22 protein-coding genes are annotated in these 26,876 nt (G+C 61.6%); 6 read left to right on the top strand and 16 right to left on the bottom strand.

Annotated elements, in window-relative coordinates; all coding sequences use genetic code 11:
- Positions 1–156 precede the first annotated feature (156 nt).
- The 3 genes from ACFOW7_RS20185 to ilvG all read right to left on the bottom strand — a co-directional run bounded on the left by ACFOW7_RS20185 (position 157) and on the right by ilvG (position 5,344).
- Positions 157–2,895 (bottom strand): TonB-dependent receptor, encoded by a 2,739-nt coding sequence (locus ACFOW7_RS20185; RefSeq protein WP_378167845.1) that lies wholly within the window; start codon positions 2,893–2,895, stop codon positions 157–159.
- A 480-nt stretch (positions 2,896–3,375) separates the two neighbouring features.
- Positions 3,376–3,624, bottom strand: a complete 249-nt coding sequence (ilvM, locus tag ACFOW7_RS20190) for an acetolactate synthase 2 small subunit (RefSeq protein ID WP_378167847.1) — start codon at positions 3,622–3,624, stop codon at positions 3,376–3,378.
- A 37-nt stretch (positions 3,625–3,661) separates the two neighbouring features.
- Positions 3,662–5,344: an acetolactate synthase 2 catalytic subunit gene (gene ilvG / locus ACFOW7_RS20195; RefSeq protein ID WP_378167849.1), complete on the bottom strand. Its 1,683-nt coding sequence runs from the start codon at positions 5,342–5,344 to the stop codon at positions 3,662–3,664.
- 326 nt (positions 5,345–5,670) lie between these two features.
- On the opposite strand from ilvG, the gene ACFOW7_RS20200 reads away from it, so the two are divergent.
- Complete coding sequence (locus tag ACFOW7_RS20200; protein ID WP_378167852.1) at positions 5,671–6,237, top strand: endonuclease dU; 567 nt, start codon at positions 5,671–5,673, stop codon at positions 6,235–6,237.
- 256 nt (positions 6,238–6,493) lie between these two features.
- Here ACFOW7_RS20200 and ACFOW7_RS20205 read toward each other — a convergent pair whose 3' ends face one another.
- The 3 genes from ACFOW7_RS20205 to ACFOW7_RS20215 all read right to left on the bottom strand — a co-directional run bounded on the left by ACFOW7_RS20205 (position 6,494) and on the right by ACFOW7_RS20215 (position 9,883).
- Positions 6,494–8,080, bottom strand: a complete 1,587-nt coding sequence (locus ACFOW7_RS20205; RefSeq protein WP_378167854.1) for a DHA2 family efflux MFS transporter permease subunit — start codon at positions 8,078–8,080, stop codon at positions 6,494–6,496.
- An 85-nt stretch (positions 8,081–8,165) separates the two neighbouring features.
- A complete protein-coding gene (locus ACFOW7_RS20210) occupies positions 8,166–9,224 on the bottom strand; it encodes an HlyD family secretion protein (RefSeq protein WP_378167856.1) in 1,059 nt (352 codons plus the stop codon).
- An 8-nt stretch (positions 9,225–9,232) separates the two neighbouring features.
- Complete coding sequence (locus ACFOW7_RS20215) at positions 9,233–9,883, bottom strand: TetR/AcrR family transcriptional regulator (protein ID WP_378167858.1); 651 nt, start codon at positions 9,881–9,883, stop codon at positions 9,233–9,235.
- A 128-nt stretch (positions 9,884–10,011) separates the two neighbouring features.
- On the opposite strand from ACFOW7_RS20215, the gene ACFOW7_RS20220 reads away from it, so the two are divergent.
- Together ACFOW7_RS20220 and ACFOW7_RS20225 are read left to right on the top strand one after the other, a co-directional pair.
- Entirely contained in the window at positions 10,012–10,818 is an 807-nt protein-coding gene (locus ACFOW7_RS20220) for an alpha/beta hydrolase (RefSeq protein ID WP_378167860.1), read from the top strand.
- Positions 10,815–11,312: a C40 family peptidase gene (locus ACFOW7_RS20225; protein ID WP_378167862.1), complete on the top strand. Its 498-nt coding sequence runs from the start codon at positions 10,815–10,817 to the stop codon at positions 11,310–11,312. Before ACFOW7_RS20220 ends, ACFOW7_RS20225 begins: the two co-directional genes overlap by 4 nt.
- A gap of 531 nt (positions 11,313–11,843) precedes the next feature.
- On the opposite strand, the gene ACFOW7_RS20230 is transcribed toward ACFOW7_RS20225, so the two are convergent.
- From ACFOW7_RS20230 to radC, 7 genes are all read right to left on the bottom strand, one after another.
- Complete coding sequence (locus ACFOW7_RS20230; RefSeq protein ID WP_378167864.1) at positions 11,844–12,566, bottom strand: ABC transporter ATP-binding protein; 723 nt, start codon at positions 12,564–12,566, stop codon at positions 11,844–11,846.
- 13 nt (positions 12,567–12,579) lie between these two features.
- Positions 12,580–13,350: an ABC transporter ATP-binding protein gene (locus tag ACFOW7_RS20235; protein ID WP_378167867.1), complete on the bottom strand. Its 771-nt coding sequence runs from the start codon at positions 13,348–13,350 to the stop codon at positions 12,580–12,582.
- On the bottom strand, positions 13,343–14,524 hold the full coding sequence (locus ACFOW7_RS20240; RefSeq protein ID WP_378167869.1) for an ABC transporter permease subunit: 1,182 nt from the start codon (positions 14,522–14,524) through the stop codon (positions 13,343–13,345). Before ACFOW7_RS20240 ends, ACFOW7_RS20235 begins: the two co-directional genes overlap by 8 nt.
- Positions 14,525–14,542: 18 nt before the next feature.
- Positions 14,543–15,472, bottom strand: coding sequence for a branched-chain amino acid ABC transporter permease (locus tag ACFOW7_RS20245; RefSeq protein ID WP_378167871.1), 930 nt, complete (start codon positions 15,470–15,472; stop codon positions 14,543–14,545).
- A 158-nt stretch (positions 15,473–15,630) separates the two neighbouring features.
- Positions 15,631–16,905 (bottom strand): branched-chain amino acid ABC transporter substrate-binding protein, encoded by a 1,275-nt coding sequence (locus ACFOW7_RS20250; protein WP_378167873.1) that lies wholly within the window; start codon positions 16,903–16,905, stop codon positions 15,631–15,633.
- A gap of 224 nt (positions 16,906–17,129) precedes the next feature.
- Positions 17,130–18,116 carry a hypothetical protein gene (locus tag ACFOW7_RS20255; RefSeq protein ID WP_378167875.1) on the bottom strand — a complete coding sequence of 329 codons (987 nt, stop codon included), beginning with the start codon at positions 18,114–18,116 and terminating at the stop codon, positions 17,130–17,132.
- A gap of 141 nt (positions 18,117–18,257) precedes the next feature.
- A complete protein-coding gene (gene radC, locus ACFOW7_RS20260) occupies positions 18,258–18,941 on the bottom strand; it encodes a RadC family protein (RefSeq protein ID WP_378167877.1) in 684 nt (227 codons plus the stop codon).
- Positions 18,942–19,028: 87 nt separating this feature from the next.
- On the opposite strand from radC, the gene coaBC reads away from it, so the two are divergent.
- The 3 genes from coaBC (at position 19,029) to ACFOW7_RS20275 (ending at position 22,620) form a co-directional block, all read left to right on the top strand.
- Positions 19,029–20,225, top strand: a complete 1,197-nt coding sequence (coaBC, locus tag ACFOW7_RS20265) for a bifunctional phosphopantothenoylcysteine decarboxylase/phosphopantothenate--cysteine ligase CoaBC (RefSeq protein ID WP_378167879.1) — start codon at positions 19,029–19,031, stop codon at positions 20,223–20,225.
- Positions 20,222–20,671: a dUTP diphosphatase gene (gene dut / locus ACFOW7_RS20270; protein WP_378167881.1), complete on the top strand. Its 450-nt coding sequence runs from the start codon at positions 20,222–20,224 to the stop codon at positions 20,669–20,671. The genes coaBC and dut overlap by 4 nt, the downstream gene beginning before the upstream one ends.
- A gap of 689 nt (positions 20,672–21,360) precedes the next feature.
- Positions 21,361–22,620: a lipase family protein gene (locus ACFOW7_RS20275; RefSeq protein WP_378167883.1), complete on the top strand. Its 1,260-nt coding sequence runs from the start codon at positions 21,361–21,363 to the stop codon at positions 22,618–22,620.
- A 156-nt stretch (positions 22,621–22,776) separates the two neighbouring features.
- Here the strand turns inward: ACFOW7_RS20275 and ACFOW7_RS20280 are convergent, their stop codons facing one another.
- From ACFOW7_RS20280 to cheZ, 3 genes are all read right to left on the bottom strand, one after another.
- Positions 22,777–23,994: an EAL and HDOD domain-containing protein gene (locus ACFOW7_RS20280; protein WP_378167885.1), complete on the bottom strand. Its 1,218-nt coding sequence runs from the start codon at positions 23,992–23,994 to the stop codon at positions 22,777–22,779.
- 75 nt (positions 23,995–24,069) lie between these two features.
- Positions 24,070–26,013, bottom strand: coding sequence for a chemotaxis protein CheA (locus ACFOW7_RS20285; RefSeq protein ID WP_378167889.1), 1,944 nt, complete (start codon positions 26,011–26,013; stop codon positions 24,070–24,072).
- A 34-nt stretch (positions 26,014–26,047) separates the two neighbouring features.
- On the bottom strand, positions 26,048–26,869 hold the full coding sequence (cheZ, locus tag ACFOW7_RS20290; protein ID WP_378167891.1) for a protein phosphatase CheZ: 822 nt from the start codon (positions 26,867–26,869) through the stop codon (positions 26,048–26,050).
- Between the last annotated feature and the right edge of the window lie 7 nt (positions 26,870–26,876).

Genomic DNA, 26,876 nt, shown 5'->3' on the forward strand with positions numbered 1-26,876 from the left:
GTGGGAAATATAAAGCGATGAAAAACACGGCAGAGGCGATAAGAGTGGCAGAGCGCTGACAGACCGGCTGCCTTCGGTCCATTGCCGAGATCAGCATATAAAAGCCAACCTCGAAAGGTTGGCTTTTTGCTGGGTTGTTGCGGGATCGACGCTGAATCAGCCGCCGAATTGATAGGAGGCGCTGAGCCAGATCTGCCGCCCATACGGGGTGTAGTTGCCGACTGGATAGAACGGCCAGCCGCCTCGGCCATCGTATTTGACGGTATCGAACAGATTGTTGATGGTCAGGGAAACCGACGCGCGCTTATTGATCTGGTGGCCAACGCTGGCATTGGTCAGCCAGGTCGGCGACAGATAGGCCGAACCATCGCCATTGGGAATGCGGCCGTAGCGGTTGAAGGTCAGCGAGCTGCGCCAGGCTTCCCGTGACCAGTCGAAGGTAGCGGTGACGCGGTCAGGCCAGTCCGAGTTGTTCATGCTGTGGTGTAGATCGACCGGTTCGTCATGGGCAAACTGGCGGTAACGATGGGTCAGTACCCGCGAATAGCGAATCTGGCCGCCAAAGCGTCCCCAGTCCTGCGTGCGCCAGCGGTAGCCGGTGTTGAGGTCGAAGCCGCTGGTTTCCTCATCGGCCGCATTGATCGGGTTGATGAAGATATTGGCGATGGCATTGGGGCGCAGAGGCGCATCGGCCGGGTTGCGGACGATCCGGTTAAACGCATCAAGACACTGGGCCGAGCTGGCTTCGAGCTTGCCCGAGCGGCAGTGGGCCTCGGTCTGCAACAGATGGTCGGCATCGAGATTGGTGACTTCGTCCTTGATCCGTACCTTCCAGTAGTCGAGGGACAAATCGAACTGGTTGTTCGGTGCCCAGACCAAACCCAACCCCCACGACTTGCCGTTCTCCGGCTTCAGATCCTTGTTCTGGGTCTGCACATAGTTGGCACCGGGCGACTGATTGGCGAACTGGCAGTTGGACAGCGGCTGGCCGGCCAGATAGCAGCGGTAGTAGTCGGTGGTTGACGCGTAGTAGCCGTTGGTCTGGTTGGCAAAGATGTAATTCATATCGGGAGCGCGGAAGCTGGTGGCGTAGTTGCTGCGCACCAGCAAGCTATTGCTCGGGCGATATTCCAGGCCGCCGTTATAGGTGAACTTGCCGACATCGTTGCCGGCGAAGGCGTAATGGTCGTAGCGGCCAGCCAGGGTGGCGGTGATCTGCTTGGTCAGCGGCGCATTGAGTTCGGCCCCCAGCGCGTAGCGGGTGCGGGCGCCGCTGACATAGGTCGCCCGGCTGTTGTTGTAGAACACGCCTTGCGCGAGTCTGGGATCGGCGGCTGTGATATAGCCCTGTCTGCCCCATTCGGCCACGGTCGCCAGCTTAAGCGGGCCGCCGCTCAGTTCGAGCAGTTCACCGGTGGCGCTGAGGCTGAAGGTCTGGTTCCAGCTCTTGTTATGACTTCTGGCGTGGCCGAACAGCTGGCTGAAGGCTTCGGGCGTGACCGGGGTGTAGAAGCGGTTGGGGTCGGGCGCATAGATCGACACGCCGCTGGCCGTCTTGCCGAGTTGCGGGCCGAGGAAATATTCGTCGATCCCGTTATAGAACAGCGGCGCGCGATGGCGGCTGTCGTAGCCCGAGGCGCTGTAGACCGCCTCATAGGTCCAGCTGGTCTCGCCCAGATTGCCGCGTGCCCCGAGCGCCAGATTGGCACTGGTGTCTTCCCAGCGCCGGTTCCAGTGCGAAGCCCCGCCGATCTCCTCGGGTGCGAACCGCTTGGTCCATTGCTCGAAGTTGCCGGTGTTCTGGTTCAGGAAATAGCTTTTGCCCGACGCTGCCGCTGCCGTCCAACTGGGGCCGCGTGTATTGTTTTCCGTGGTGTTCCTGCCGGCCTGGAATTCGGCAAACAGCAGATGGTTGGCATCGAGCGAATAGTTGAGGCCGACAAAGCCGCTGAGACCTTCCTTTTTGGTCTGCAGGGTCCAGTAGGACGAAGAGCCTTTGCCGGAGCCGCAGAAGCTGCCGCCCTTGGGATCGTGGACGGTCGAGACGCTGCCATAGAAGTTGTTCGAGAAGCGGCCGCAGATGCCGCTCAGATCTTCATAGACATTACGGCCAAGGTCGGTGCGGCTCAGAATGGCCCGCGGCCTGGCACCGCCCAGCGTGTCGTCGGCCATGAAGTCGCGGTCCTTGCTCCACAACATGGCGCGGCGGTTGAGATCGAGCGCATAGACCAGACTCAGCTGATCGAAGGTTGCCCCGCCACTCAGCGAAAGCCGGGTATCTTCGCCGCCACCGTGCTGCAATCGGCCGGTCCGCGCCGAGATATTGATCCCCTCGATATGTTTTTTCAGGATGATATTGACCACCCCGGCAATCGCATCGGAACCATAAATCGCCGATGCCCCGCCATTGAGCACTTCCACCCGTTCGATCAGACCGGCCGGAATATCGGCCAGATTGACGAAATTGACCGAGCCTTGATAAGCGATTGGATAGTCGGCCATCCGATGGCCATTGAGCAGCACCAGGGTATGGTTGGGGCCAAGTCCGCGCAGGCTGATGGAATTGGCGGCCGGGGTGAAGGTATTGCCGAAATCGTCGCCCTGGACGAAACCAGTATTCTGCGGCAGGTTATTGAGCGCATCGAACACGCTTTTATAGCCTTGCTGCTCGATTTCCTTGGCTGTCAATACGGTGACGCTGGTTGGGCCTTCCTTGGCAACACGCACGATGCGTGAACCCGTCACCACCACCTGTTCGGCTTTGCTGGCTTTGCTTTGTTCGCTCGCTTGCGGCTTAATGGCGTCGGTCGATTCCTCGGCCGCCAGGGCCGAATAAGAAAACGTACTGAGCGCGAGCGCAACCTGGGTAGCGATCAGCGTGGGATTATGCTTCACGGATTTTCCTCCCTTTGTATTTGATAAACACCGGCCGGCGGCTGGCCGGTGGTGATCGATGGCCTGGCTTTGGCTCGGTTCGATACCCCGGTCTTATTGAGCCACGCAATCTAGCAAGTATGTATAATCGCCAAAAAGAATTAAAACAATTATTTTAATTTCTTTCCGGAATAATGAATCCTGCTTGCAACAGGCGACGGCAAGGCAAGGGCCTTATTTCTCAACGATCAAGCCGAATGATTTCATTGGAGAAAAAACGACGGGTCCGAAGTGGCTTCGTGGCGAGCGGGGAGCTGTGGGGGAGGACAGTATGGAGGGGCTGGAAGAGAGGCGGGAGTTACCCATCCATTAAATATTCATGCATAAGCTCTGCAAGAAAGCATACCGAAAGAATAAATAAAATAATAAAACGGGACTCCCAATAAAAGACCCGCCACCTATCGAGCGGGTCTGTTTGCATCGGTGACACCGTAGCAGGGTTTACTGCACGCGCACGGGACTATGTTTGACCTGCAAGGAGCGCACTTCCACCTGCTTGGCCAATTGGGCGATCAGATTCATCAGCGGTCGTCCGCTTTCCACTTGCATCGAGACTTCGATCCGGTCGGCCCGGTTCTGATAGTCGGCCGCGAAATGCCGTACCTGGAAGCCCCGGTGGCGGGTTACCCGCAGCAGGCGCTCCAGAGCGCCTACCTGGTTGTCGAGGGAGAGTTGGAGAGAGCTGGCCATGGTGATACTCCTGAAAAGACAAACGATGGAAAAACGGTCAGACGGCGAGCCGGGCTTCATTGGCCGGCTCGGGCAGTTGTTCGAGCATGGTGGCGTTGTCGGCGCCGGGCGGAACCAGCGGCCAGACATTGGCGCGACGGTCGATCACCGCGTGGATCAACAAGGGGCCGGGGGTCTTGAGAAGACGGGCAAGCGCCAGCGGCAGCTCGGCCGAGCGCTCTATCCGGAGCGCCGGGATACCGAAGGCTTCGGCGACGCGGCAGAAATCGGGGTTGTCGGACAAATCGGTCTCGCTGTAGCGCTGCTCGAAGAACAGCTCCTGCCACTGCTTCACCATGCCAAGCGTGCTGTTGTCGCACAGCAGAATCTTGATCGGCAGCCGGTAGCGGCCGATGGTGGCGAGTTCCTGCACATTCATCATGAAGGAGCCGTCACCGCTGACATTGATCACCAGGCGGTCCGGAAAGGCCAGTTGGGCGCCGATCGCAGCCGGCAGGCCGAAACCCATGGTGCCGAGGCCACCGCTGCTCAGGTGATGGCGCGGATGATGAAAGCCGTAGTGCTGTGCCACCCACATCTGGTGCTGGCCGACGTCGCAGCAGACGATGGCGTTGTCAGGCGCGAGGCGCGATAACTGATTGAGAAATGCCGGGGCGTACAGCAGCGGGCCGGGTGCATCGTAGCGCGGCTGGGTGGTCTGGCGCGCCTGGCGGCATTGTTCGCGCCACGGCTCGATCGCCAGCGGCTGGGCCAGTGCCTCGAGCGCCGGACCAAGGTCGCAGCAGGCCGACAGGTCTGCTGCGCGCAGCTTGCCGATTTCGGCCGGGTCGATATCGAGATGGATCACCCGGGCATCGGGCGCAAAGCCATCGAGCCTGCCGGTCGCCCTGTCGTCGAAGCGGGCGCCTGCCACCAGTAGCAGATCGCATCCTTGCACCGCCAGATTGGCGGCCCGGCTGCCATGCATCCCCAACATGCCGAGATTGAGCGGGTGCTCGGGCGGCAACACCCCTATGCCCTTGAGGGTGGTGACGGTCGGCAGACCCGCTACCTCGACCAGCCGGCGCAAGGCCGCCATCGCGTCAGCAATGGCGACGCCGCCGCCGGCGTAGAGCAGCGGCCGCTCGGCGCTGGCGAGCAGGCGTCGGGCACGTTCGAGCAAAGTGGGGGAGGGAGGGGCGGGGGAAGGCAGGGAGAGAGGCTGATAGGGCAGGGCGTTGGAGGCAAGCTGGAGATCCTTCGGGATATCGACCAGCACCGGCCCCGGTCTTCCCGAGCGGGCGAGGCGGAAGGCTTCGGCCAGCACACGCGGCAGGTCGGCGCCGTCTTCAAGCAGAAACGAATGCTTGACCGCCGCCAGCGACATGCCGAATACATCGACTTCCTGGAAAGCATCGGTGCCCATCAGCGGTCGGGCTACCTGGCCGGTAATCGCCACCATGGGCACCGAGTCGAGCAGGGCATCGGCAAGGCCCGTCAGCAGATTGGTGGCGCCCGGGCCCGATGTCGCCACACAGACGCCCACCCGGCCCGAAGCGCGGGCATAGCCGTTGGCGGCAAGCGCGGCGCCCTGTTCGTGGCGGCACAGGATATGGCGTACCCGGCGTCCCACCAGCGCATCGTAGAACGGCATGATGGTGCCACCGGGGTAGCCGAATACCAGTTCCACCGCTTCGGCTTCCAGGGCATCGACGATCAGATCGGCGCCGCGTCGTGTCATGGTCTTGCTCCTTTGCCGCCCCACAACGACGAAGCCCCCGGACCTTTCGGTGCGGGGGCTTCGTCTTGGGATTCGGACTTGTCGGTTTCTGCCTGCTCTACCGCCGTCCAGCCGTCAACGCGCCCCACGATCGTTTGATCGTGGTGCGTTTAATGGTAATGGTGCGGAGGGTGCGGACGGACATGGGGAAGAATTCTCAAGCGCCAATTGGCGCGTTGCACAATGGGCAGGAATCTAACCGGATTGTCGTCCTATTGGCAAGCGCTATCGTTGCTGCCTGACTTGCCGCCATAATCGCCCACCCGTTTCGCTTTCCGGCCAGTTCTATGCTTCCGCGCATTCCCCATGTGATCGGTTTTGACGATGCCCCGTTCGAGCGCAGCCATCGCGGCGATGTGATGCTGGTTGGCATCGCCTGCGCCGGCACGCGGCTCGAAGGCGTGCTGTCCAGCCGCATCCGCCGTGATGGCGCCAATGCCACTAGGGCGGTGATCGAACGGGTCGAGCACAGCCGCTTTCGGCCGCAACTCCATGCTGTGCTGCTGCAAGGCATTGCCTTTGGTGGCTTCAATGTGGTCGATATCCACGGCCTGGCCGCCGCAGTCGGGCTGCCGGTGCTGGTGGTGTGCCGGCATGAACCCGACCGCGACAGGATTCGGCAAACCCTGCTCAGCCATGTCGCCGGCGGCGCCAGAAAATGGCGGCTGATCGAGCAGGCCGGTCCGTCCGAGCCACTGGGTGGCCTATGGGTACAGAGAGCCGGCATCGATCTGTCACAGGCGGCCCATCTGCTCAGCGCCACCACGGGCCGCGGCAAGTTGCCCGAAGCGCTGCGGCTGGCGCATCTGGTGGCGGGTGGGGTGACGATGGGAGAATCGCAGAGCAGACCTTGATATCCTAACTATCCTTTGATCTTATTGATGGATAGTTAGTGTAGGAAGGTCTTGGGAAAATAAGGATTGTCTTTTAAGTAACTAGCTGATTTGTATATGAAGCGGGAGTCTATGAGACCGATTTTCCGATCCTTTGAATAAAACACAGGTTATTTACTGTGATATTTGATGGGTGGAGTTTACTCTATCCGCCTCCGCCTCCGCCTCCGCCTCCGCCTCCGCCTCCGCCTCCGCCTCCGCCTCCGCCTCCCACCCCTCAATGCGCCACATCCGAGCTGGCCATCACCCGTTGTTTCTTCATCAGCATCAGCAAGGGCAGCATCAGGCAGATGGCGATCCCGAAGCCCATGAACAGATCGCTGAAGGCCAGCATCATGGCCTGTTTGTTGATCTGGAGGTCGAGCAGCGCCCGGGCCTTGAGCGCCGCGAGGGCGCCAAGGTCGCCGTGGTGGTTGAAGAGTGACTCCAGCAGAGCCAGCCGTTCGCTGCTGGCGGGGTTGTCGTTGACCACATGGGCCATCAGGGCGGCGCGCTTGCCGGCTTCGAACTGACTCAGCAGCGTTGCCGACAGCGCGATGCCGACCGAGCCGCCGAGCTGGCGCACCAGGTTGTAGAGGCCGGTGGCGTCGGGAATGGTCGGTGCCGGGATATTGGCCAGCGTCAGATTATTGAGCGGCATAAAGACGAGCCCGAGACCAAAGCCGCGTTGCAGCAGCGGCCAGAAGAAATCTTCGCTGCCGGAGGCGGTGGTGAACAGATGGTGGCCCCACATCGAATAAAGGAACAACAGGGCACCCGTCACGATCAGCAGGCGGGCCGGCACGCCACGGGCGATCAGCTTGCTGGCGATCGGCATGGCAACCCCGGCGGCGATGGCCGAAGGCAGGATCAGAAAACCGGTCTGCATGGCGTTGTAGCCCATCAGGGTCTGGGCGTAGACCGGGAACAGGAACACGGTCGAGAACAGCGCAGCGCCCAGCAGGAAGGTAAACACCAGTCCGGCCGAGAATTGGGTGTCGCGCAGGATATGGAGATTGACGATGGGATGGCGGATTTCGAGCTGGCGCACGATGAAAAAGCCGAGGCTGACCACGCTGGTCACAGCGTAGCTGAGGATTTCGGCCGATTCGAACCAGTCGAGCTTTTCCCCGCGCTCCAGCATCAGTTGCAGCGCCCCGATGCCCAGTGCAAGCAGCAGCAGGCCCGGGTAATCGACCTGCCGCACCACTCGGCGATGGCGCGAATCGGGCACATAGAGTAGGGCCAGCAGCAGGGCGGCGGCGCCCAGGGGCAGGTTGATATAGAAGATCCACGGCCAGGAATAGGTCTCGGTCAGCCAGCCGCCCACGGTCGGGCCAAGCGAGGGGCCGAACATGATGCCGATGCCGAAGATCGCCATGGCCGAGGCCATTTCCTTGGCGGGAAACACTTCAAACAGCGTGGCTTGTGCCGTGGCGATCAAGCCGCCGCCGCCCAGACCCTGGACGATGCGCCAGAACACCAGCGAACCCAGTGAATCGGCATTGCCGCAGGCCCAGGACGCCATGGTGAACAGCAGGATCGAACCGGCGAAATAATTGCGCCGGCCGAGCTGATTGGCCAGAAAACCCGAGATCGGCAGCACGATCACATTGGCCACCACATAGCCGATCGATACCCAGGTGATCTCGTCGAGCGTGGCGCCCAGCGTGCCCATCATATGGGGGACAGCGACGTTGACGATGCTGGTGTCGAGCAGTTCGAGCACGCAGGCCAGCGTCACCACCACCGCGATGATGCGGCGGTTGGCGTGGATGGAGGTGTCGTCGCGGCTGCGCGACAGTGCGGGAAGAAGGGGCTTCATGACGGACTCCGGGGCTGAGGCCGGGCGGGAAACGGGCGCTTTGCCTCTGCGCCGCGAGACGACGCAGAGGCTGGGGCTGGGACGGTCAGCCGACGCGGATCGACGCTTCGACGCTCATCCCGGGGCGCAGCGGGGTGCTGTTGGGGTCGAAGCGGTCAAGCCGGATGCGTACGGGCAGCCGCTGTACCACCTTGGTGAAGTTGCCGCTGGCATTGTCAGGCGGCAGCAAGGTGAACTTGGCGCCGGTGGCCGGACTGAACGATTCGATATGGCCGCTGAAATGACGGTCCGGGTAGGCATCGACCACGATATCGGCGGGCATGCCGACCCGTACCCGGCCGATATCGGTTTCCTTGAGATTGGCGACGACCCAGACCTCATCGAGCGGCACCACGGTCATCAGTGGCTGACCGGCCTGGACCAGTTGGCCCACTTCGACCGCCTTGCGGCTGACGATGCCGCCGCTGGGGGCCTTGATGGTGGTGTCGCTGAGCTGGATCGCCGCCAGATCGCGCTGGGCACGCACGGCATCGACCTTGGCCTGGGCCGACTTGAGACCGGCCGAGGAGACGCCGATCTGGCGACTGGCCGCCAGTGCCGTGCCACGCGCGCTGCGCAACTGCGATTCGGCGGCGCGGGCACCGGTTTCGGCGGCGTCGAGCTGGGCCTGGGTGGCCATGCCCTTGGCCGCGAGCATCCGGGTACGGGCCAGATCGTTGCGGGCACGTTCGGCATTGGCTTCGGCCTGGGCAACGCTGGCACCTGCCGCGGCGGCCGTGGCCTCGGTGTAGCGCAACTGCGCCTCGGCCTGTCCGGTGTTGCCGCGCTCACCGGCGGCGGCACGGGCGATGGCGAGTTCGGCTTCGGCCTGGCTGAGGCGGGCGCGGTAGTCGCGGTCGTCGATCTTGACCAGCAGCGCGCCCGAGCGGATCGGCTGGTTATCGCTCACCCCGACTGCCTGCACATAGCCCGACACCCGGGCGGCAATCGGAATCAGATGGCCTTCGATCTGGGCATTGTCGGTTTCAACGAAGTGGCGGCCGTGCCAGAGATGGTAGCCAAGCCAGCCGCCGATGCCGACCAGCGCCAGGGCCAGCAGCAGGCGGGCTTTACCGGCCTTGGCCGGCGGGGAATCGTGTTGCATGGAGACTCCTAATCAAAGCGCGTGGCCGTTGCCCGGGCATCGATGCCTTGCAGCAGGATGTCATAGTGGAAACGGGCAAACTCGACCAGATCGATGGACTCATCGCCCAGCGGGGCGAAGCTGCGCTGCCAGATATTGATCATCAGCAGCGGGGCAGTGATTTCCCGGGTCAACAGCGCTACGTCGACCGGGCGGAATTCGCCATCCTGGATGCCGCGTTCGATCACCGTGCTGAACAGCCGCCGGCTGCGCAGCACCACTTCATCGAGATAAAAGCGCGCCAGATCGGGGAAATTGGCCGCTTCGGCCATCATCAGTTTCGACAGGCAGCCCGAATGCGGCTGCGACAGCAGCACCGCCCAGGCGTCGAGCAGACGGCGCAATAGCGAGCGGGCATCGTCGCGATGGTCAGCCACCAGGTCTTCGGCGAATTCGATATGGGGCAGCACGGTTTCGCGCACGGCGGCTTTGAACAGCTCTTCCTTGTTGGCGAAATACAGATACAGCGTGCCCTTGGTGACCCCGGCGCGGCTGGCGACATCATCGAGCCGGGTATTGGCATAACCGCGTTCACCGAATAGGGCGAGCGCAGCGGCGAGGATTTCGGCGGGACGGGCATCCTTGCGCCGTTGCCAGCGCGGGGAACACGGTGTGGTCATGACCATTCCGATATTGATGACTTGCCGGTAATTTATTTTATTGCTGACCGGTAAGTCAACAAGGGAATTGCCCTGGCTCAACGATTGGTCTAGGGTAGCTAGGCATTTCCTTTTTTCCGGATGTCGCTGTGACTGATCTGTCGCTTGAACTTGTCTGCGCCCACCCCGACCTCCCCGGTTCCCATCCGCCCTTATTGTTTCTCCATGGTGCCTACGCCGCTGCCTGGTGCTGGCAGCCGTATTTCCTGCCGTATTTCGCTGCGCAGGGTTATTCGGCCTGGGCGCTCAGTCTGCGCGGCCATGGCCGCAGCGATGGCCATGGGACCTTGGCGTCCTGGGGCATCGACGACTATGTCGACGATCTGGCCTGGGCCGTGGGCCAGATCGAAGCCCATCACGGGCGCCCGCCGATACTGATCGCCCATTCGATGGGCGCGTTTGTGGCGCTGCGTCTTGCCCGGCAGCGATTGCTCCCCGGGCTTGCACTATTGGCGCCGGTACCGCCGGCAGGTCTGCTTGGCTCCACCTTGTCGCTGCTGTGGCGTGATCCGCTTTTATTGTGGGAACTCAATCTGGTCCAGCACGGCCGCCAGGTACCGCAACTGTCCAGCTTGCGCCGGCTGCTGTTTTCACCCGATATGCCGGAAACCGAGCTGGCCGGCTATGCCCGCCGCTTCCAGCGCGAATCGGACCGCGCCTTGCTGGAGATGAGCCTGCCGCAATTCGATCTGCGTCCACCGCTTGGCTCGCCGCCGCTGCTGGTGCTGGGCAGCCGCGATGACCACTTGATGCCCGCCATGCTGGTCGAAGCGGCGGCGATGAGCTTGGGGCAGCCGGTACAACTGGTCGATGGCCTGGGCCATGTGCTGATGCTCGATACCCGCTGGCGGCTGGTGGCCGATTCGCTGCGGCAGTGGCTGGAGCAGGGAAAATGAAGCGGGCACTGTGTCTGATCGTCTGCGCCACGCTGCTTGCTGGCTGCGGCAGCACGCCGCCCAAGCGCAAGGCCGGACCGACCAATCTGAGCCTTGCCCGGATCGAAGCGACCGGCAGCGGCCGCGAAGTCGTGATGTATGCCCTGGGATTACTCGATGTGGGCTACCGCTTCGGCGGCAAGAATCCCGAAGCGGGACTCGATTGCAGCGGGATGGTGAGCTTTATCTTCCGCAACGCCATCGGCCTGCGCCTGCAAGGCAGCGCCGCCGATATGGCACGGCTGGGACGGCCGGTCGAGCCCGATCGGCTCAAGGCAGGCGATCTGGTGTTCTTCAATACCCTGGGCCGCGCTTTTTCCCATGTCGGCATCTATATCGGGGACGACAAATTTATCCATGCCCCGACCAGCAATGGCCGGATTCGGGTTGACAGCCTCAAGCAGACTTACTACGCCAAGCGTTTTGAGGCGGCGCGGACCTTTCTTGAGGGATGAAGCGGCTAATGGAAAAATTCAGGAAAAATATCTGCAAGACTCAGTGCGGGATATAAAAGAAAATAAACTCTTTATCTTTGCCTTCACGAGCACGGCATCCTAGCCCATGAAACCGGAGGAGATGGGTAGGCAGGCAGCAGTCCGTCCTGTCTGATGGTTCTGTTAGCGCATTGCCAACCAATCCGGAGTCAGCGTATCCGGACCTCAAGCCGCAGGTGCATAGCGCTCAACCAGGCTTGGCAGCGACTCCGATTTAAACGGAAATGCTCTGGGCTTCCCCTGTGTTTCCCAGTGGAGACAATGGTTCCGCTTGAGCTCATGGACGAAGCGCTGGACACGGCTTTTCACGGCGGCCGTGACCGTCTGGCTGGGTAGGGGTGTTGGCTGCCAAGTGCGTTGGCCACTTCGCTGCACTATCCGGTGACAGGACAATAGAAAAAGGAGCCTTGCGGCTCCTTTTCAACTACCCATGGCTCCAATCGTCCCGAAACTGCCGGGTAGCTTGGAGGCCATATCCGAGCCAAAGCGCTATCAATCGCCCAGGTAAGCGTGCTGCACCTTTTCGTTCGACAGCAGTGCTTCGGAGCTGTCGGCAAAGGTGATGCGGCCGCTTTCCATCACATAGCCACGGTTGGCGGTCTTGAGCGCCAGTTTGGCGTTCTGTTCCACCAGCAGCATGGTGACGCCTTCGGCGGCGATCGTGCGGATGATCTCGAAGATCTTCTGCACGATGATCGGCGCCAGGCCCATGGACGGTTCATCGAGCAGCAGCAGCTTGGGACGGCTCAGCATGGCGCGGCCCATGGCCACCATCTGCTGCTCGCCGCCCGACAGGGTGCCGGCGAGCTGCTTATAGCGTTCCTTGAGACGCGGGAACAGGGTATAGACCCGTTCGATGTCCTTCTGGATTTCGTCCTTGTCGCTGCGATAGTAGGCGCCCATCAGCAGGTTTTCTTCGACGGTCAGACGGCCGAAGATACCGCGACCTTCGGGCACCATGGCCAGACCGCGCTGCACATAGTGATGCACCGGCAGGCGGGCGGTCGATTCGCCCTGATAGGTGATGGTGCCGGCATTGGGCTTGAGCATGCCGGACAGGGTCTTCAGCGTGGTGGTCTTGCCGGCGCCGTTGGCGCCGATCAGGGCTACCAGTTCGCCCTGCTTGATTTCCAGATCGATGCCCCTGACCGCCTGGATGCCGCCGTAGGCGACTTGCAGTCCCTTGACTTCGAGCAGGGTGGGTGGGTTGCTCATCGGTATCTTTCCCTTATTCCGGCGAAGCGCCGAGGTAGGCCTCGATCACGCGCGGGTCGTTCTTGACGGCTTCGGGCACGCCTTCGGCAATCTTCTTGCCGTAGTCGAGCACCGCGATGCGGTCGCACAGGTCCATCATCAGCTTCACATCGTGTTCGATCAGCAAGATGGTGACGCCATCGCGCCGCACCTTTTCCATCAGTTTCTTGAGGTCGTCGGTTTCCTTGCCGTTCATCCCGGCCGCGGGTTCGTCGAGCGCCAGCAGCTTGGGGTCGGTGGCCAGGGCCCGGGCAATCTCCAGCCGGCGCTGGTCGCCGTAGGACAGATTGCGTGCCGCCTCGTCGCGGTGCTTGGCGATGCCGACATAGTCGAGCAGCTGGCTCGCCCGTTCGCGGATCGCCGCTTCCTCGCGCCGGGTGGCCGGGTCGCGGAATACCGCGCCGAACACCCCACCCTTGGTGCGGACATGGCGGCCGACCATCACGTTCTCCAGCGCCGTCATATTGCCGAACAGCCGGATGTTCTGGAACGTACGGGCAATCCCGGTATCGACCACCACATAGGGCTTCTGGCGGAACAGGTCGCGGCCGGCAAAGGTGAACTGGCCTTCGTCTGGCTGGTAGAGACCGGTCAACACATTGAACAGCGTGGTCTTGCCGGCGCCGTTGGGGCCGATCAGACCGTAGATCTCACCCTTGTTGATCGACAGGGTGACGTCGTTGAGTGCATGCAGGCCGCCGAAGCGCTTATGGATGCCTGCAATCTGCAGCAGAACCTCAGCCATGCTTGGCCTCCCTGGCGGCGTCTTTGGCGATTTCCCCGGCGGCTTCCGAAGCGGCCGCTTCGGCTGCCTTGGGGTCGTCTTCGTGGAATTCGGCCTTGCGGCGCTTCGACGGCCACAGACCTTCCGGACGCACCAGCATCACCACGATCAGCGCCAGACCGAACAGCAGCATGCGCAGGGTTTCCGGATCGACCAGGCGTTTGCCGATCAGCTTGTCCTGGAGCGGGTTGATGATGTCGCGCAGCACTTCAGGCGTCACCGACAGCAGCACCGCCCCCAGGATCACGCCCGGGATATGGCCCATGCCGCCCAGCACCACCATGGCCAGCACCATGATCGACTCCATCAGGATAAAGCTCTCGGGCGAGACAAAGCCCTGGAAGCTCGCGAACATCGCTCCCGACACGCCACCGAAACTCGCGCCCATGGCAAAGGCCAGCAGCTTGACGTTACGGGTGTTGATGCCCATGGCGTTGGCAGCGATCTCATCCTCGCGGATGGCCACCCAGGCGCGACCGATACGCGAATCCTGCAAGCGGATCGACACGAAGATGATCAGCATGGTCAGCGCCAGGAACAGATAGTAGTGCTGGTGGACCGACTGAAACTCCAGGCCGAACAGATGGATCGGTTCGGACAGCTTGTGACCGAACAGCGATACCGGCTCGATCAGGTTGACGCCCTGCGGGCCGTTGGTCAGGTTGACCGGACGGTCGAGGTTGTTCATGAACAGGCGGATGATTTCGCCGAAACCCAGCGTCACGATGGCCAGATAGTCGCCGCGCAGCTTGAGGGTCGGACTGCCCAGCAATACCCCGAAGGCGCCGGCCACGGCTGCGGCGATCGGCAGCAGAATCCAGATCGACGGCCCGAGTATCCATTCCAGCCCGGTGCCTTGCAGCAACCCCACCAGATGCGGCGAGTTGAGCAGGGCATACAGATAGGCCCCGACGGCGTAGAAGGCGATATAGCCCAGGTCGAGCAGACCGGCGTAGCCGACCACGATATTGAGACCGAGCGCCAGCATCACATAGAGCATGGCGAAGTCCAGGGTACGGATCCAGGTCTTGCCCAGCAGACCGCCGACCACAAAGGGCAGGACGGCCAGGACGATGGCGATCACCACGGAGCTGATAAAAGCCGCCTGGCGAGATTGCTTGAGGTTGTACAACATGGCTTGGCGTCCTCTCGATCAGGCGCGTTCTGCGACCCGTTCGCCCAGCAGACCGGACGGACGGAACACCAGCACCAGGATCAGCACCATAAAGGCGAAGATGTCTTGGTAGTGGCTGCCCAGGAAGTTATTGGTCAGCGGTCCGATATAGCCGGCACCGACCGATTCGATGACGCCGAGCAGAATGCCACCCGCCACCGCGCCAGCCAGATTGCCGATACCCCCGAGCACGGCGGCGGTAAAGGCCTTGAGACCGATCATAAAGCCCATGTAGGCGTGGGCCTGACCATAGTTGGCCGCCACCATCACACCGGCGATGGCGCCGAGGGCCGAGCCGATCACGAAGGTCATCGAGATCACATAGTTGATATTGACCCCCATCAAACCCGCGACCGCCGGGTTCTGCGCCACGGCCCGCATCGCACGACCGAGCTTGGTGCGCTCGACCATCAGCAGCAGGCCGACCATCACCCCGACCGCCAGCACGATGATGGCAATCTGTAGATCGGTGATGCTGGCGCCGAAGATGGTATGGACCTCATGCGACAGGATGGGCGGGAACTGGCGGTAGTTACGACCCCAGATCAGCATCGCCGCCTGTTGCAGCACGATGGACACACCGATCGCGGTAATCAGTGGAGCCAGGCGTGGTGCCTTGCGCAGCGGCCGGTAGGCCACCCGCTCGATGCCGTAACCGAGCGCCATGGTGACGGGAATGGCCAGCATCAGACTGACCAGCAGCAGGGCTGCGCCAGGCAGGTCGATGCCGAATCCCGTCAACAGGTTGATGATGGTGATCGTCACCATGGCGCCCACCATCACCACTTCGCCGTGGGCGAAGTTGATCAGCTGCAAGATGCCGTAGACCATGGTGTAGCCCAGTGCGATCAGCGCATAGATGCTGCCGACGACCAGGCCGTTCAGGATTTGTTGCAGAAAAATATCCACGTTTCGGCCCTCTTTAAGGCGTAGAGGTCCCCACTGCACCGGACTCGCAGGTGCAGGGCGGGTTTCTAATATTGTTATCGCTGGGGGATGTTGCGAAAGACAAGGGGGGCGACACAGATTGCGCGGCATCGCCCCCGCTTTGCGTTAATGCTCAGTGTTTATTGCTTGGCCGGTTCCTTGGCATCGGCCGGTTTGGCGGCTTCGGCCGGTGCGGCAGCAGCGGCGTCGGCAGCAGGACCGCCCACGGTGGAGGCCATTTCCCACTTGTTGCCCTTGACCTGATAGATGGTCACGGCGCCGCCGATCACATCACCCTTCTCGTCGAACTTGATCTTGCCGGTCACGCCGTTGTGCTCGATCTTGGCCAGTTCCGGCAGGAACTTGGCCGGTTCGGTCGAGCCAGCCTTCTTCATCGCTTCGACCACGGCCATGGTAGCGTCGTAGGTGAACGGTGCGTAGAGCTGAATCTCGGCGTTGAACTTGGCCTTGTACTTGTCGTTGAACGAGGCGTAGCCAGGCATCTTGTCCTTGGGCAGACCCGGTTGCGAGGCGTACTGGCCTTCGGCGGCGTCGCCGGCCAGGTTGATGAACTCACCGGTCTGGAAGCCGTCGCCGCCCAGCAGCTTGGCGGTCAGGCCGAGTTTCTTCATCTGCTTGGCCATCGGGCCGGCTTGGGCGTCCATGCCGCCGTAGAACACCACATCGGGCTTCTTGCCTTTGATCGAGGTCAGGATGGCATTGAAGTCGGTGGACTGGTTGGTGGTGAACTCGCGGCCGACGATTTCGGCACCCTTGGCCTTGGCGGCCTTTTCGAATTCATCGGCCAGACCCTGACCGTAGGCGGTACGGTCGTCGACGATGGCGACCTTCTTGGCCTTGAGACCGTCAACGGCGTATTCGCCGAGCGCCTTGCCCTGGGCGATGTCGTTGGCGATCACCCGGAAGGTGGTCTTATAGCCCTGGTTGGTATAGGTAACGGCGGTGGAGGAGGGGGAGATCTGCGGAATGCCGCTGTCCGAGTAGATCTTGGAGGCCGGGATCGAGGTACCCGAGTTCAGGTGGCCGATCACGGCAGCGACCTTGGCGTCAACAAAGCGCTGGGCCACGGTGGTGGCGGTCTTCGGGTCGGCCTGGTCGTCTTCGGACAGCAGTTCGAACTTGACCTTCTTGCCACCGATCTCGACGCCGCCGGCAGCGTTCAACTCATCTACGGCGAGCCGGGCGCCGTTTTCATTATCTTTGCCCAGGTGGGCGATATTGCCAGTCAAAGGCGCAGCGTGGCCGATCTTGACGACAGCGTCGCCGCCGGCGCTGGGCTGGGCGGCTGCGGGTTCTTGCGGACCCGCTTCGGCCGTCTTTTCCGGCGCTTTTTCGCCGCAAGCGGCCAGCGCCAGAACAGCGGAGGCGATCAGACTGTAGCGTGCCAAGGTCATGAATGTTTCCCCTTAATTAGAGTTGAACGCGGTACGAAAGCGGTACTAAATATAGCCGGGCGGCGTAAAAAAGCACGGCTTGCTGTGAACCACCGGGCGCTATCGCTAACCCGCGTGAATATTGCGCTCTAGCTTTGACGATTGTCAACGTGAGGGAAAACCCTGAAACCCTGCTGCCATGCGCCTCCAGAGCGGATTGGTGATAATTGACCGTGAGTTTTTTACTAGACGCTCAAATCGATTTTCTGCACGGTTCCGACCGTGCCATTTTCATTTAGAAATATGCCGGTCTGACGGACCTGGCCGTGCCGGTTGTTGCTCGAATCGGTCAGGGCAAAGTCGGTGGCGGCATGTCCCAGATGCAAGGCGCCCACGCCCAGCTCTCCCACCCCCATCAGACGACTGCCGCCCGCCTCATCGCGGGTCCACACTTTGAGCGAGGCCCAGACGGCGTCGCTTTCGTCGATCCAGCCGTTTCGGTCGTCGTCGAAGGTCGCGAGATCACCAAAGCCGTCGCCGCTCTGCGCACCGAACAGCTCGCTGCCGTCGTTGACCTGGCCGTCGCCATTGCGGTCGAGTGCCACAAAGCCGCTGCCGGGCAGCAGAAACGATATCGACTCTTGCTGACCGTCAGCATCGAGATCGAAACGGATCTTGTCCTCGCTGAGACTGGCGGAGGCCGCGCCGAAGTTGATCACCAGCGGGTCTTTCTGCGGCCGGGCGGGACCGGCGCTTAAGCGGGTTTCGCTGTATTCCTGATAGTCACGGTAGAGGTCGAGCGCTGCGTCGAATTCGATGCTGCGGCCATCGGCGGTGACGATCTGGCCGCTTGCGCTAAAGCGGGTGGATTCGGTCTCGCGCAGCATCGATTGCTGTTGATAGTCGATCCGCCAGGCCACCCCGCTGTCGGGAGCGGGCGTCGGGGCGGGGGAATTGCCCTGGCGCAGGCCGGGGGGGAACAGGTCGTCCAGTTCGATCTCGCGGCCGGTCAGTTGTTTGACGAAGGCCCGCACCATATTCCAGAGCGGGTCTTTTTCCAGCATGGCGCGGATATCGTCGAGCTGGCGCGAGGCATTCTGGCCCGCTTCGGACAGCTCGACCCGTTCGCTGCGGCGCGGCACGGCTTCGAGCTGCAGGCGTTCCCGACGCTGGACGTCGCGGCTGGCCTGATGGTGGCTGGCAAGATGGACTTGCGATTCCTGGATCTTCATGGCGGCGACTCCGGCGGGGGCGATGAGCGCTTATCGACCGCTGCCTTGGGTTCTTGATCCGCCGTTTGTCAGGCTATTAAATAAAGAAATATGAAACTTGCCTGCTAGATATATCTAATGTACTGCAAAAAATAAAATATTTTACTGAAATTCAACCAGGCCGCGCTCCCGCAGGCTGACGGCGGCACCCTGGGCGACCACCAGATGGTCGATCAGTCGGATATCCAATAGCGCCAGTGCCTCGCTTAGACGTCGGGTCAACAGCACATCGGCCCGGCTCGGTTCCGGGTCGCCCGAAGGATGGTTATGGGCCACGATGAGGGCGCTGGCGCCGTGGGCCAGGGCGCGCCGGGCCACTTCGCGCGGGTAGACGGCGGTCTGGTCCACCGTGCCGCTCGACAGCTCTTCGCTGGCCAGCAGGCAGAGTCGGGTATCGAGAAACAGGGCGACAAACGATTCGACCGTGCGATTGCCAAGCCATAGGCGCAGATAGTCATGCACGGCCGCCGGCCGGTCGAGTGCGGTACGCCGTTGCAGCGATTCGCCCAGCGCCCGGCGTGCCAGCTCCTGGACTGCCTGGAGCTGGGCATATTTGGCCCGCCCCATGCCAGGTGTGTCGGACAGGGCCGCCAGATCGGCCCGCAGCAGCGCCTGGAGTGAACCGAAACGGTTGAGCAGTTCACGCGCCAATTCGACTGCGTTCTTGCCCGGCAGCCCCACCCGCAGAAAGATCGCCAGCAGCTCGGCATCGCTCAGGCTGGCGCTGCCCTGGCGCAGCAGTTTTTCGCGGGGCCGTTCTTCGGCAGGCCAGTCGTGCAGGGTCATGGCGGCAGGTGGGCGATGGCGAGATGCTTTACACTTTCGATCCGCCCCTTCCGTTTGTAAAGGAATCCTGATGCGAAAGGCAAAACGATGAGCCGCTCAAGGCGACTATTGCTCGGTGTTACCGGCGGCATCGCGGCCTATAAATCAGCCGAGCTGACCCGCTTGTTCGTCAAGGCCGGCTACGATGTGCAGGTGGTGATGACCGAGGCGGCGACCCGCTTTGTCGGTGCCGCCACCTTCCAGGCGCTGTCGGGACGACCGGTGTTCGTTGACCAGTGGGACAACCGCATCGACAACCATATGGCGCATATCGATCTGCCGCGCGGCGCCGATGCCATCCTGATCGCGCCGGCCTCGACCGACTTTCTGTTCAAGCTCGCCCATGGCGCCGCGGACGATCTGCTCTCCACCTTATGCACCGCCCGTGACTGCCCGCTGCTGGTGGCGCCGGCCATGAACCGGCAGATGTGGGAGAACCCGCCTACCCAGCGCAATGTGGCACTGCTGCGCGAAGACGGGGTACATATCCTCGGGCCCGATCAGGGCGAGCAGGCCTGCGGCGAAAACGGCATGGGCCGGATGCTGGAGCCGGCCGAGCTGTTCGACCGGGTCCATGCCTTCTTCCAGCCTAAATACCTGCGTGGCCTCAAGATGCTGGTGACAGCAGGCCCGACCTTCGAGCGTATCGATGCCGTGCGCGGCATCACCAATTCGAGTTCGGGCAAGATGGGTTTTGCTATCGCCAAGGCGGCGGCTGATGCCGGCGCCGAACTGACCCTGGTGGCCGGCCCGACCATGCTGTGTACTCCGTATGGCGTGCGCCGTATCAATGTGGTCAGCGCCCAGGATATGCTGGCTGCCGTCAACGCCGAAGTCGCCAAGATCGATATCTTCGTCAGCGTCGCGGCGGTGGCCGACTACCATGTCCTCAACCAGTCCGAGCATAAAATCAAAAAAGACGCCAATATCCTGACACTCGAGCTCGCGCCTAACCCCGATATTCTCGCCAATGTGGCCAGTCTGGCCGATCCGCCGTTCTGTGTCGGCTTTGCCGCCGAGAGCGAGAATCTGCTCGACTACGCCGAAGCCAAGCGCCGGCGCAAGAAGCTGCCGCTGCTGGCGGCCAATCTGGTGCAGCAGGCCATCGGTGCCGACGACAACGAGGTGATCCTGCTCGACGATGACGGCCAGCACCGCCTGCCGCGCGCGGCCAAGGAAGAGGTGGCGCGAGCCATCGTCAAGCACGCCGCCCGGCTCTACAACAAATACCATCCTGAAACATGAAGACCATCGATATCCGTATTCTCGACCAGCGCCTCTACGCCCAACTGCCGGCCTATGCCACCACGGGCGCGGCCGGCCTCGATCTGCGCGCCTGCCTCGACGCGCCGCTGACACTGGAGCCGGGTGCGACCACCCTGGTGCCGACCGGCATCGCCATCCATCTCGCCGATCCGACCCTGGCGGCCATGCTCCTGCCGCGCTCGGGCTTGGGCCATAAGCACGGCATCGTGCTGGGCAATCTGGTCGGGCTGATCGATTCGGACTATCAGGGCCAGATCTTTGTCTCGGTCTGGAACCGTGGCCAGCAGCCGTTCAAGATCGAGCCGCTGGAGCGCATCGCCCAGATGGTGGTGGTGCCGGTAGTCCAGGTCGGCTTCAATGTGGTCGAGTCGTTCAGCGAAAGCGAGCGCGGCGACGGTGGTTTTGGCAGTACCGGCAAGCATTGAAATAATTGTTTTTGCCAGAATAACGCCACCCGATCGGGTGGCGTTTTTATTGGTTCGGATTTCATTAAAGAAGGATTTGACCGGCTGCGAAAATACTCCTGCCCGGACTGCTATGCCAATTAATCCGCTACCGGAATTGGAGGGGGAACTCATCTGTTTTTCTCAACTGTCCAATCCAATAAAAATATCAGCCGATAAACCTTGCGTGATGAATAATCGATGCCATCAGGCAGTTTTTCATAAATACCCGTTTTATCGCCTGGAACGGATGACCATAATAAATCTCGGTGACGGAGGGAAATAATCGTCTGGGTGGTTATGGAGTACAGAGACTTGTTTTATTAAAAAATTCTTATATGGTGCCATGGTTCTGGCAACGATTTGGCAGAATAAGTTAATTATCTGATGCGCCTGATCATCGCCTTACACGGCTGAGCTGGCTGGCAGGGGTCGAAGGCGCAGAAAAATACATCGGATATTTTTTGTGCGGAGTGGCGTTGGCCGGGTGATCTTGATAACGATCGACCGTGCCGCTGGCGGTAATTTTAGCTTTCCCGCTTTTTTTGGACGTATTTACTGTGGAATCGTGCCGCTGGGTTCTATAAATCCTGTGCAACGCCCGGTCCGTCAGGCGGTTTTGCTATCTGCCGGGTTGACGTGCCCATCCCACAAATCAGGAGGAAATCGATATGTCCACTGTGAATCTGAACCCGACTTCGGCGCAGATGTTGCAGACCCTGCAATCGCCCTACTACGGCATGGTGTTTCTCGGTCTGGCGGCCCAGGCGTACACCGCTGAAGGCGACTGGAGCAAGATCCCCCTGGCGCTCTATACCGCGCTGACCCAGACCCAGTACACCCCATCGCTGCCGGCGCCGGGGCAGGCCGGGGTGGATTCGCCGCAGGCGCTGGCGGGTGCCTGGAGCCTCGACTGGGGTCCGGCCAATGGCCAGGATGGCTCGGGTGACAACAGCAATCTGCTCTATATCGCCTCCTATCGGGCACAGAACAACCCCAACTATGAGAAGAACTGGCCGTATTTCTTTGTGGTGGCAATCCGTGGCACCGATACCAGCGCCGGTCCGCTGGCGCTGTGGAAGCAGTTGGGTGAGGACCTCGGTGACTTCAACCTGACTTCCTGGGCCGGGCTGGTGAGCAACGGGCAGATTCCGATTCCCAACAGCAGCGATACCAGCAGTCTGTCGGGCAATATTGCCAACGGTACATCCGACGGCTTCACCGTGCTCGCCACCTCGACGGCACCGCTGAACAACGGCCAGCCGCCCAGCTCCAACGGTACGCCGCTGAGTCTGATCGCGGCGCTCAACAGCCTGTTGCAGCAATATCCCAATACCCCGGTGGTGGTGACCGGGCATAGCCTGGGCGGCGCCCAGTCCCAGCCGATTGCCGCCTACCTCGGTTGGCAGCTCAGCGGCATCACCACGGTGATGGCCCAGCCGTTTGCCCCGCCGACCGCGGGCGACCAGGGCTTTATCAACACCTACCAGTCCTTTTGTCCCAATTCCTATTTCTGGTACAACACGCTGGATCTGATCCCTTACGCCTATATCACCATGGGCAGCCAAAGCGGTCTGCAATGGGCCAATCAGAATCTATGGACCAGCTATGAATGGCCCGGCGGCAGTACCAGCGGACCTTCGCTGCCGTCCTTGCTGTCGGGGCTGATCGATGTGTTCGGCAACGATATTCCCTCGTCCTATGTCAGACCGAGCAGCGGCGTGCAGGCGCTGCAAGGCAGTCTGCCGCAGCAGACGCAGATACAGCAGTTTCTCAACGGAATGGGCTTTCCCTGGGACCTGCTGTCCTGGAACGGCTCGGATGCCCAGCTGGCCTGGCAGCATTTTCCGCCATCCTACTTTGCCTATATGAGCAGTCAGTACGGCAGCTCGATCGTCAACTACATGACTACCCCGTATAAGCCTTCCTAGCGCTTGGCTTGGTATGGGCAAGCGACCGGCTGGAGGCAAAATCCGGCCGGATGAAAACAAACAGCAAAACTGGCGCCAGATCTGGCGCCAGAAATAAATGAATTGGAAAAATAGAGGAAGAAACAGCCGGCTCCCGTCCAACGGGAGCCGCTGGTGTCAGACGCCCAGTTCCTCAACCCAGGCCAGCGCCTGGACATGGGCACGGTTGAGCATTTCCGGTGTGAGCTGGAGGTGTTCGCACAGCCGTGGCACATCGGACATATCGGGATCTTCGCAGGCTTCGGCAAGTTCGAGGAAGGGGCCGTAGATCCCGCTGCGGTCAAGCAGTGCCTCGGTGACGCTCTCGGGGAGCAGCAGGGTTTCGAGGATCTTGTCCATCGGCATATCGAGCATCACATCGAGCAGCGAGAACACGCCGACGATAAACAGATTGTCGCGGTCGGTGCCGTCGAGCATATGCTGCCCCAGCAATTCGACCAGCCGGCCCCGGGTCACGGCGGTCTTCATCAGCGCAGGCGGCGTGCCCGAGTCGGAGCTGGCCGTCACCAGCAGCAGGGTCAGCCAGCGGTAGAGCTTCTGGTAGCCCAGAATCGTCACGGCGTGGCGGAACGAATTGATCTCGCACGACAGGCCAAAGCCTGCCGAATTGATATAGCGCAGCAGCTTGAACGACAGCGCCACATCGCGCTTGAGGGCATTCTCGATCTCGACGATCTCGGCATTGTTCCTGAGCATATTGAGTAGGCTCAGGATATTGGCGTAGGCCGGGTTGATCACCTTGGCCGACAGGGTCTCGGGGTGGGCGAAATAGTAGCCCTGGAAACAATCGAGCCCCAGATCGAGGCAGTGCTTGAATTCGTCCTTGGTTTCGACCTTTTCGGCGATCTGGAGCACCGGGAACTTGCGCAGCTCCTTGCTGAGGCTCTGGACGTTTTCCAGACCCAGTTGCTGGATATCGAGCTTGACGTAGTTGGCGAATTCGAGGAACGGCGCGGTCTGTGGGGTATAGGCGAAATCGTCGAGCGCGATGCCGAAGCCCTGGGCGCGCAGCTCCTTGGTTCTGACCAGCAGCTCGGGGGTGGCGTTGACCGACTCGACGATTTCAAGCACCACCCGCTGCGGGTGCAGCAGTTCCAGAAAGTTGCTTTCGAGCATCGAGGTGGCAACGTTGATAAAAGCGAGCTTGCTGCCGACCAGCCAGTCTGCCCCCATATTCGACAGCGTGTTGACCAGGATATTGGTGCCAGCTTGCATATCGCTGGAAAAGTCCGCACTGACCGAGCTTTGGTCGAGCCGGAACAGCAACTCGTAGCCAATGATCTGCTGTTGGCGGTTGAGTATGGGCTGGCGGCCGATAAAGGCGTTGTTGTGCATATGACCTCTAAAGCCCCGATAGGCGATTCAGATGGTTAAGAGACGCGACGGCCGGGCCCGGTTGGCTGCGCGATATCAGTGCTTCGACATCGATTCGAGCAGCCGTGAGGTCCGGATCGCCGAATTTTCCGCCTGGCTCGAGTCGAGCAGGCTTTCCATATCCAACACCAGCACCACCGAGCCATCGCCTGACAAGGTGGCGCCGGCGATACCCTTGGGACGGATATTCTGCAACGGTTTGATCACCACATCGTCGCGCCCGATAAAGCTGTCGATGGCCAGAATAAAAGAGTATTCGGTAGTCTGCATCAGCACCCCGAACTGCGGCGGCTGGGTTTCTTCCCAGCCTATCAGTCCGGCCAGCGAGCGCACCGACAGGATTTCGTCACGCACCACGATGGTGGCGCGGCCCGATACTTCCTGTACCTGATCGAGCCGGATCGGGATGATCTCGCGCACCATGGCAAGCGGTACGGCAAACGGCTGGTTGCACACCTTGACCACCAGTACCGGCAGAATCGCCAGGGTCAGCGGCAGCGAAATGGTGAAGCGGGTACCTTCGCCGACCACCGATTGGATATCGATACGGCCATTAAGTTTGAGGATATTGGTCTTGACCACATCCATGCCCACGCCACGGCCGGAGATGCTGGAAATCTGATCCTTGGTCGAGAAGCCGGGCATGAAGACCAGTTGCAGGCTCTGCTTGTCGTCCATGCTGTTGGCGGCCTCGAGGTCGATCAGGCCCTTCTCGATCGCCTTGCGCCGCAGCACATCGGGTCGCATACCCTTACCGTCGTCGGCGATCTCGATCAGGATATGGTCGCCCACCTGGGTCGCCGACAGCTGCACGATGCTCTTGGGCGGCTTGCCGGCGGCGATTCGCTCTTCCACCGTCTCGACGCCATGGTCGACTGCGTTGCGCACCAGGTGGACCAGCGGGTCGTTGAGGTCTTCGAGCATGGTCTTGTCAAGCTCGGTCTCCTCGCCGGTGATCACCAGCTCGACATCCTTGCCAAGCTGCCGTGCCAGATCGCGCGCAAGGCGCGGGTATTTCTGGAACAGCCGGCCGATCGGCTGCATCCGGGTCTTCATCACGGCGTTCTGAAGATCGCTCACCAGCAGGTCGAGCTGGCCGATGGCCTCGTCGAGCGCCTTGAGGGTGGCGGCATCGGTCTTGCCGGACAGGATATCGGAGCGCAGGGTGGTCAGACGGTTCTTGGTCAGGCCGATTTCACCCGACAGATTGAGCACCTGATCGAGTCGGTTGGTGTCGATCCGGATCGTGGTTTCCTGGCTCGAGAGCTGCTGCGAGGAAACCGCCGGCTTGGCACTTGCGCTGGGGGCAGCCGGCCGCAAGCCAGGTTCTTCGGTCCGGGTGACCACCGCAGGCGTCAGCGGTGCGGTGCTCTGCTGCACCGGGGGCGAGGGCTTTGCCACGGCGGCCACCGGCACGGTGGCTGCCGGAGTTGGCACGGGCGCCGCCGGACGGGCAACGGGTGCCGGGGCTGCCGCAGCGGGGCTGCCGCCGACCAGGGCATGGTAGAGCGCGGTCCAGTCGGGTTCGGAGGAATTGCTCGGGCTGCTCACCACAGGTGCTGGTGCTGGCGCTGCCGCGACCGGTGGGCGGCCTTCAAGTGCGGCATCGAGCTGGGCCAAGAGGACCGATGAGGCCGGCTGCGGCGTACGCGCCTGGGCCAGCGCGCCGAACATCTCGCGCACGACGCCGGTGGCGGCGAGGATCACGTCCATCAGTTCGGGATTGAGCCGCAGCTCCATATTGCGCAGCTTGTCGAACAGGTTCTCGGTGCGGTGGCACAGATTGACCAGGGCATCGACATTGAGAAAGCCTGCGCCACCTTTGATGGTATGGAAGCCTCGGAAGATATCGTTGAGCAGGTGCTTGTCGTCGGGCCGCTTTTCCAGCTCGACCAGCTTATTGTCCACATCGGACAGCAGCTCGGACGATTCGGTCAAGAAATCCTGCAGGAGATCTTCCATTCCGGAGAAGTCGCTCATCTCGCCTCCTGGCTATCCATCACAAAATTTGAACCTAGAAACCCAGGCTGGCGAGCAGATCGTCGACCTGCTCCTGGTTCGTGACTACGTCGGGCCGCCCCTCGGCCTTGTAAACCGGGCCGTTGAGCAGGCTCGGGTCGACTTCGGCCGGGCTGGGGGCTTTGAGACCGGGCGAGAACTCGACCAGGAATTCGAGCAGATGGCCTTCCATTTCCTTGGCCATTTCGACGATCTTCTTGATCACCTGGCCGGTCAGGTCCTGGAAATCCTGCGCCATCATGATTTCGAGCAACTGTTCATTGGTCGCCCGGGCATGGTTGGCGCTGCCCTTGAGATGGTCGCGCGTCTCGGCGACCAGTTGCTTGAATTCTTCGATCGAGAGCTGGTTGGCGTAGAGCTTGTCCCAGCGTGCTGCCAGCGCATCGGCTTCGTTCTCGATCTTGTTTTGCAGTGGTTGGGCGGCATCGACCGCGTTGAGGGTGCGGTTGGCCGCCTGCTCGGTCAGGGTGGCCACATAGGCCAGCCGGTCGCGGGCGTCGGGAATGGCCGCGGCAGCGCGTTCGAGCGACTTGTCATAGCCCAGCTCACGCAAGGCGTCGTGCACCTTGCGGGTCAGCTGGCCAATACTGGAGAACATCGAGCGAGCCGGCTCATCGAGCGAATCGATCGCCTGCACCATGGCCGCCATCCGCGAGGCGGCATCGTCGATCTTGGCCGCATCAGGTCGTGCAGCGGCGCTTTCCGGCTGGGCCGGCGGTGGCGATGCGGCGGGTGCCTGCTGGCTGGCGTTGACGATACTGTCGAATAGGGCCTGGAGTTCGTCGGAGTCGCCGCTATTGATGGCTTGATCGCTCACATTGCTC

The sequence above is a fragment of the Chitinimonas lacunae genome (assembly GCF_042650885.1).
GTDB classification, from domain to species: domain Bacteria; phylum Pseudomonadota; class Gammaproteobacteria; order Burkholderiales; family Chitinimonadaceae; genus Chitinimonas_A; species Chitinimonas_A lacunae.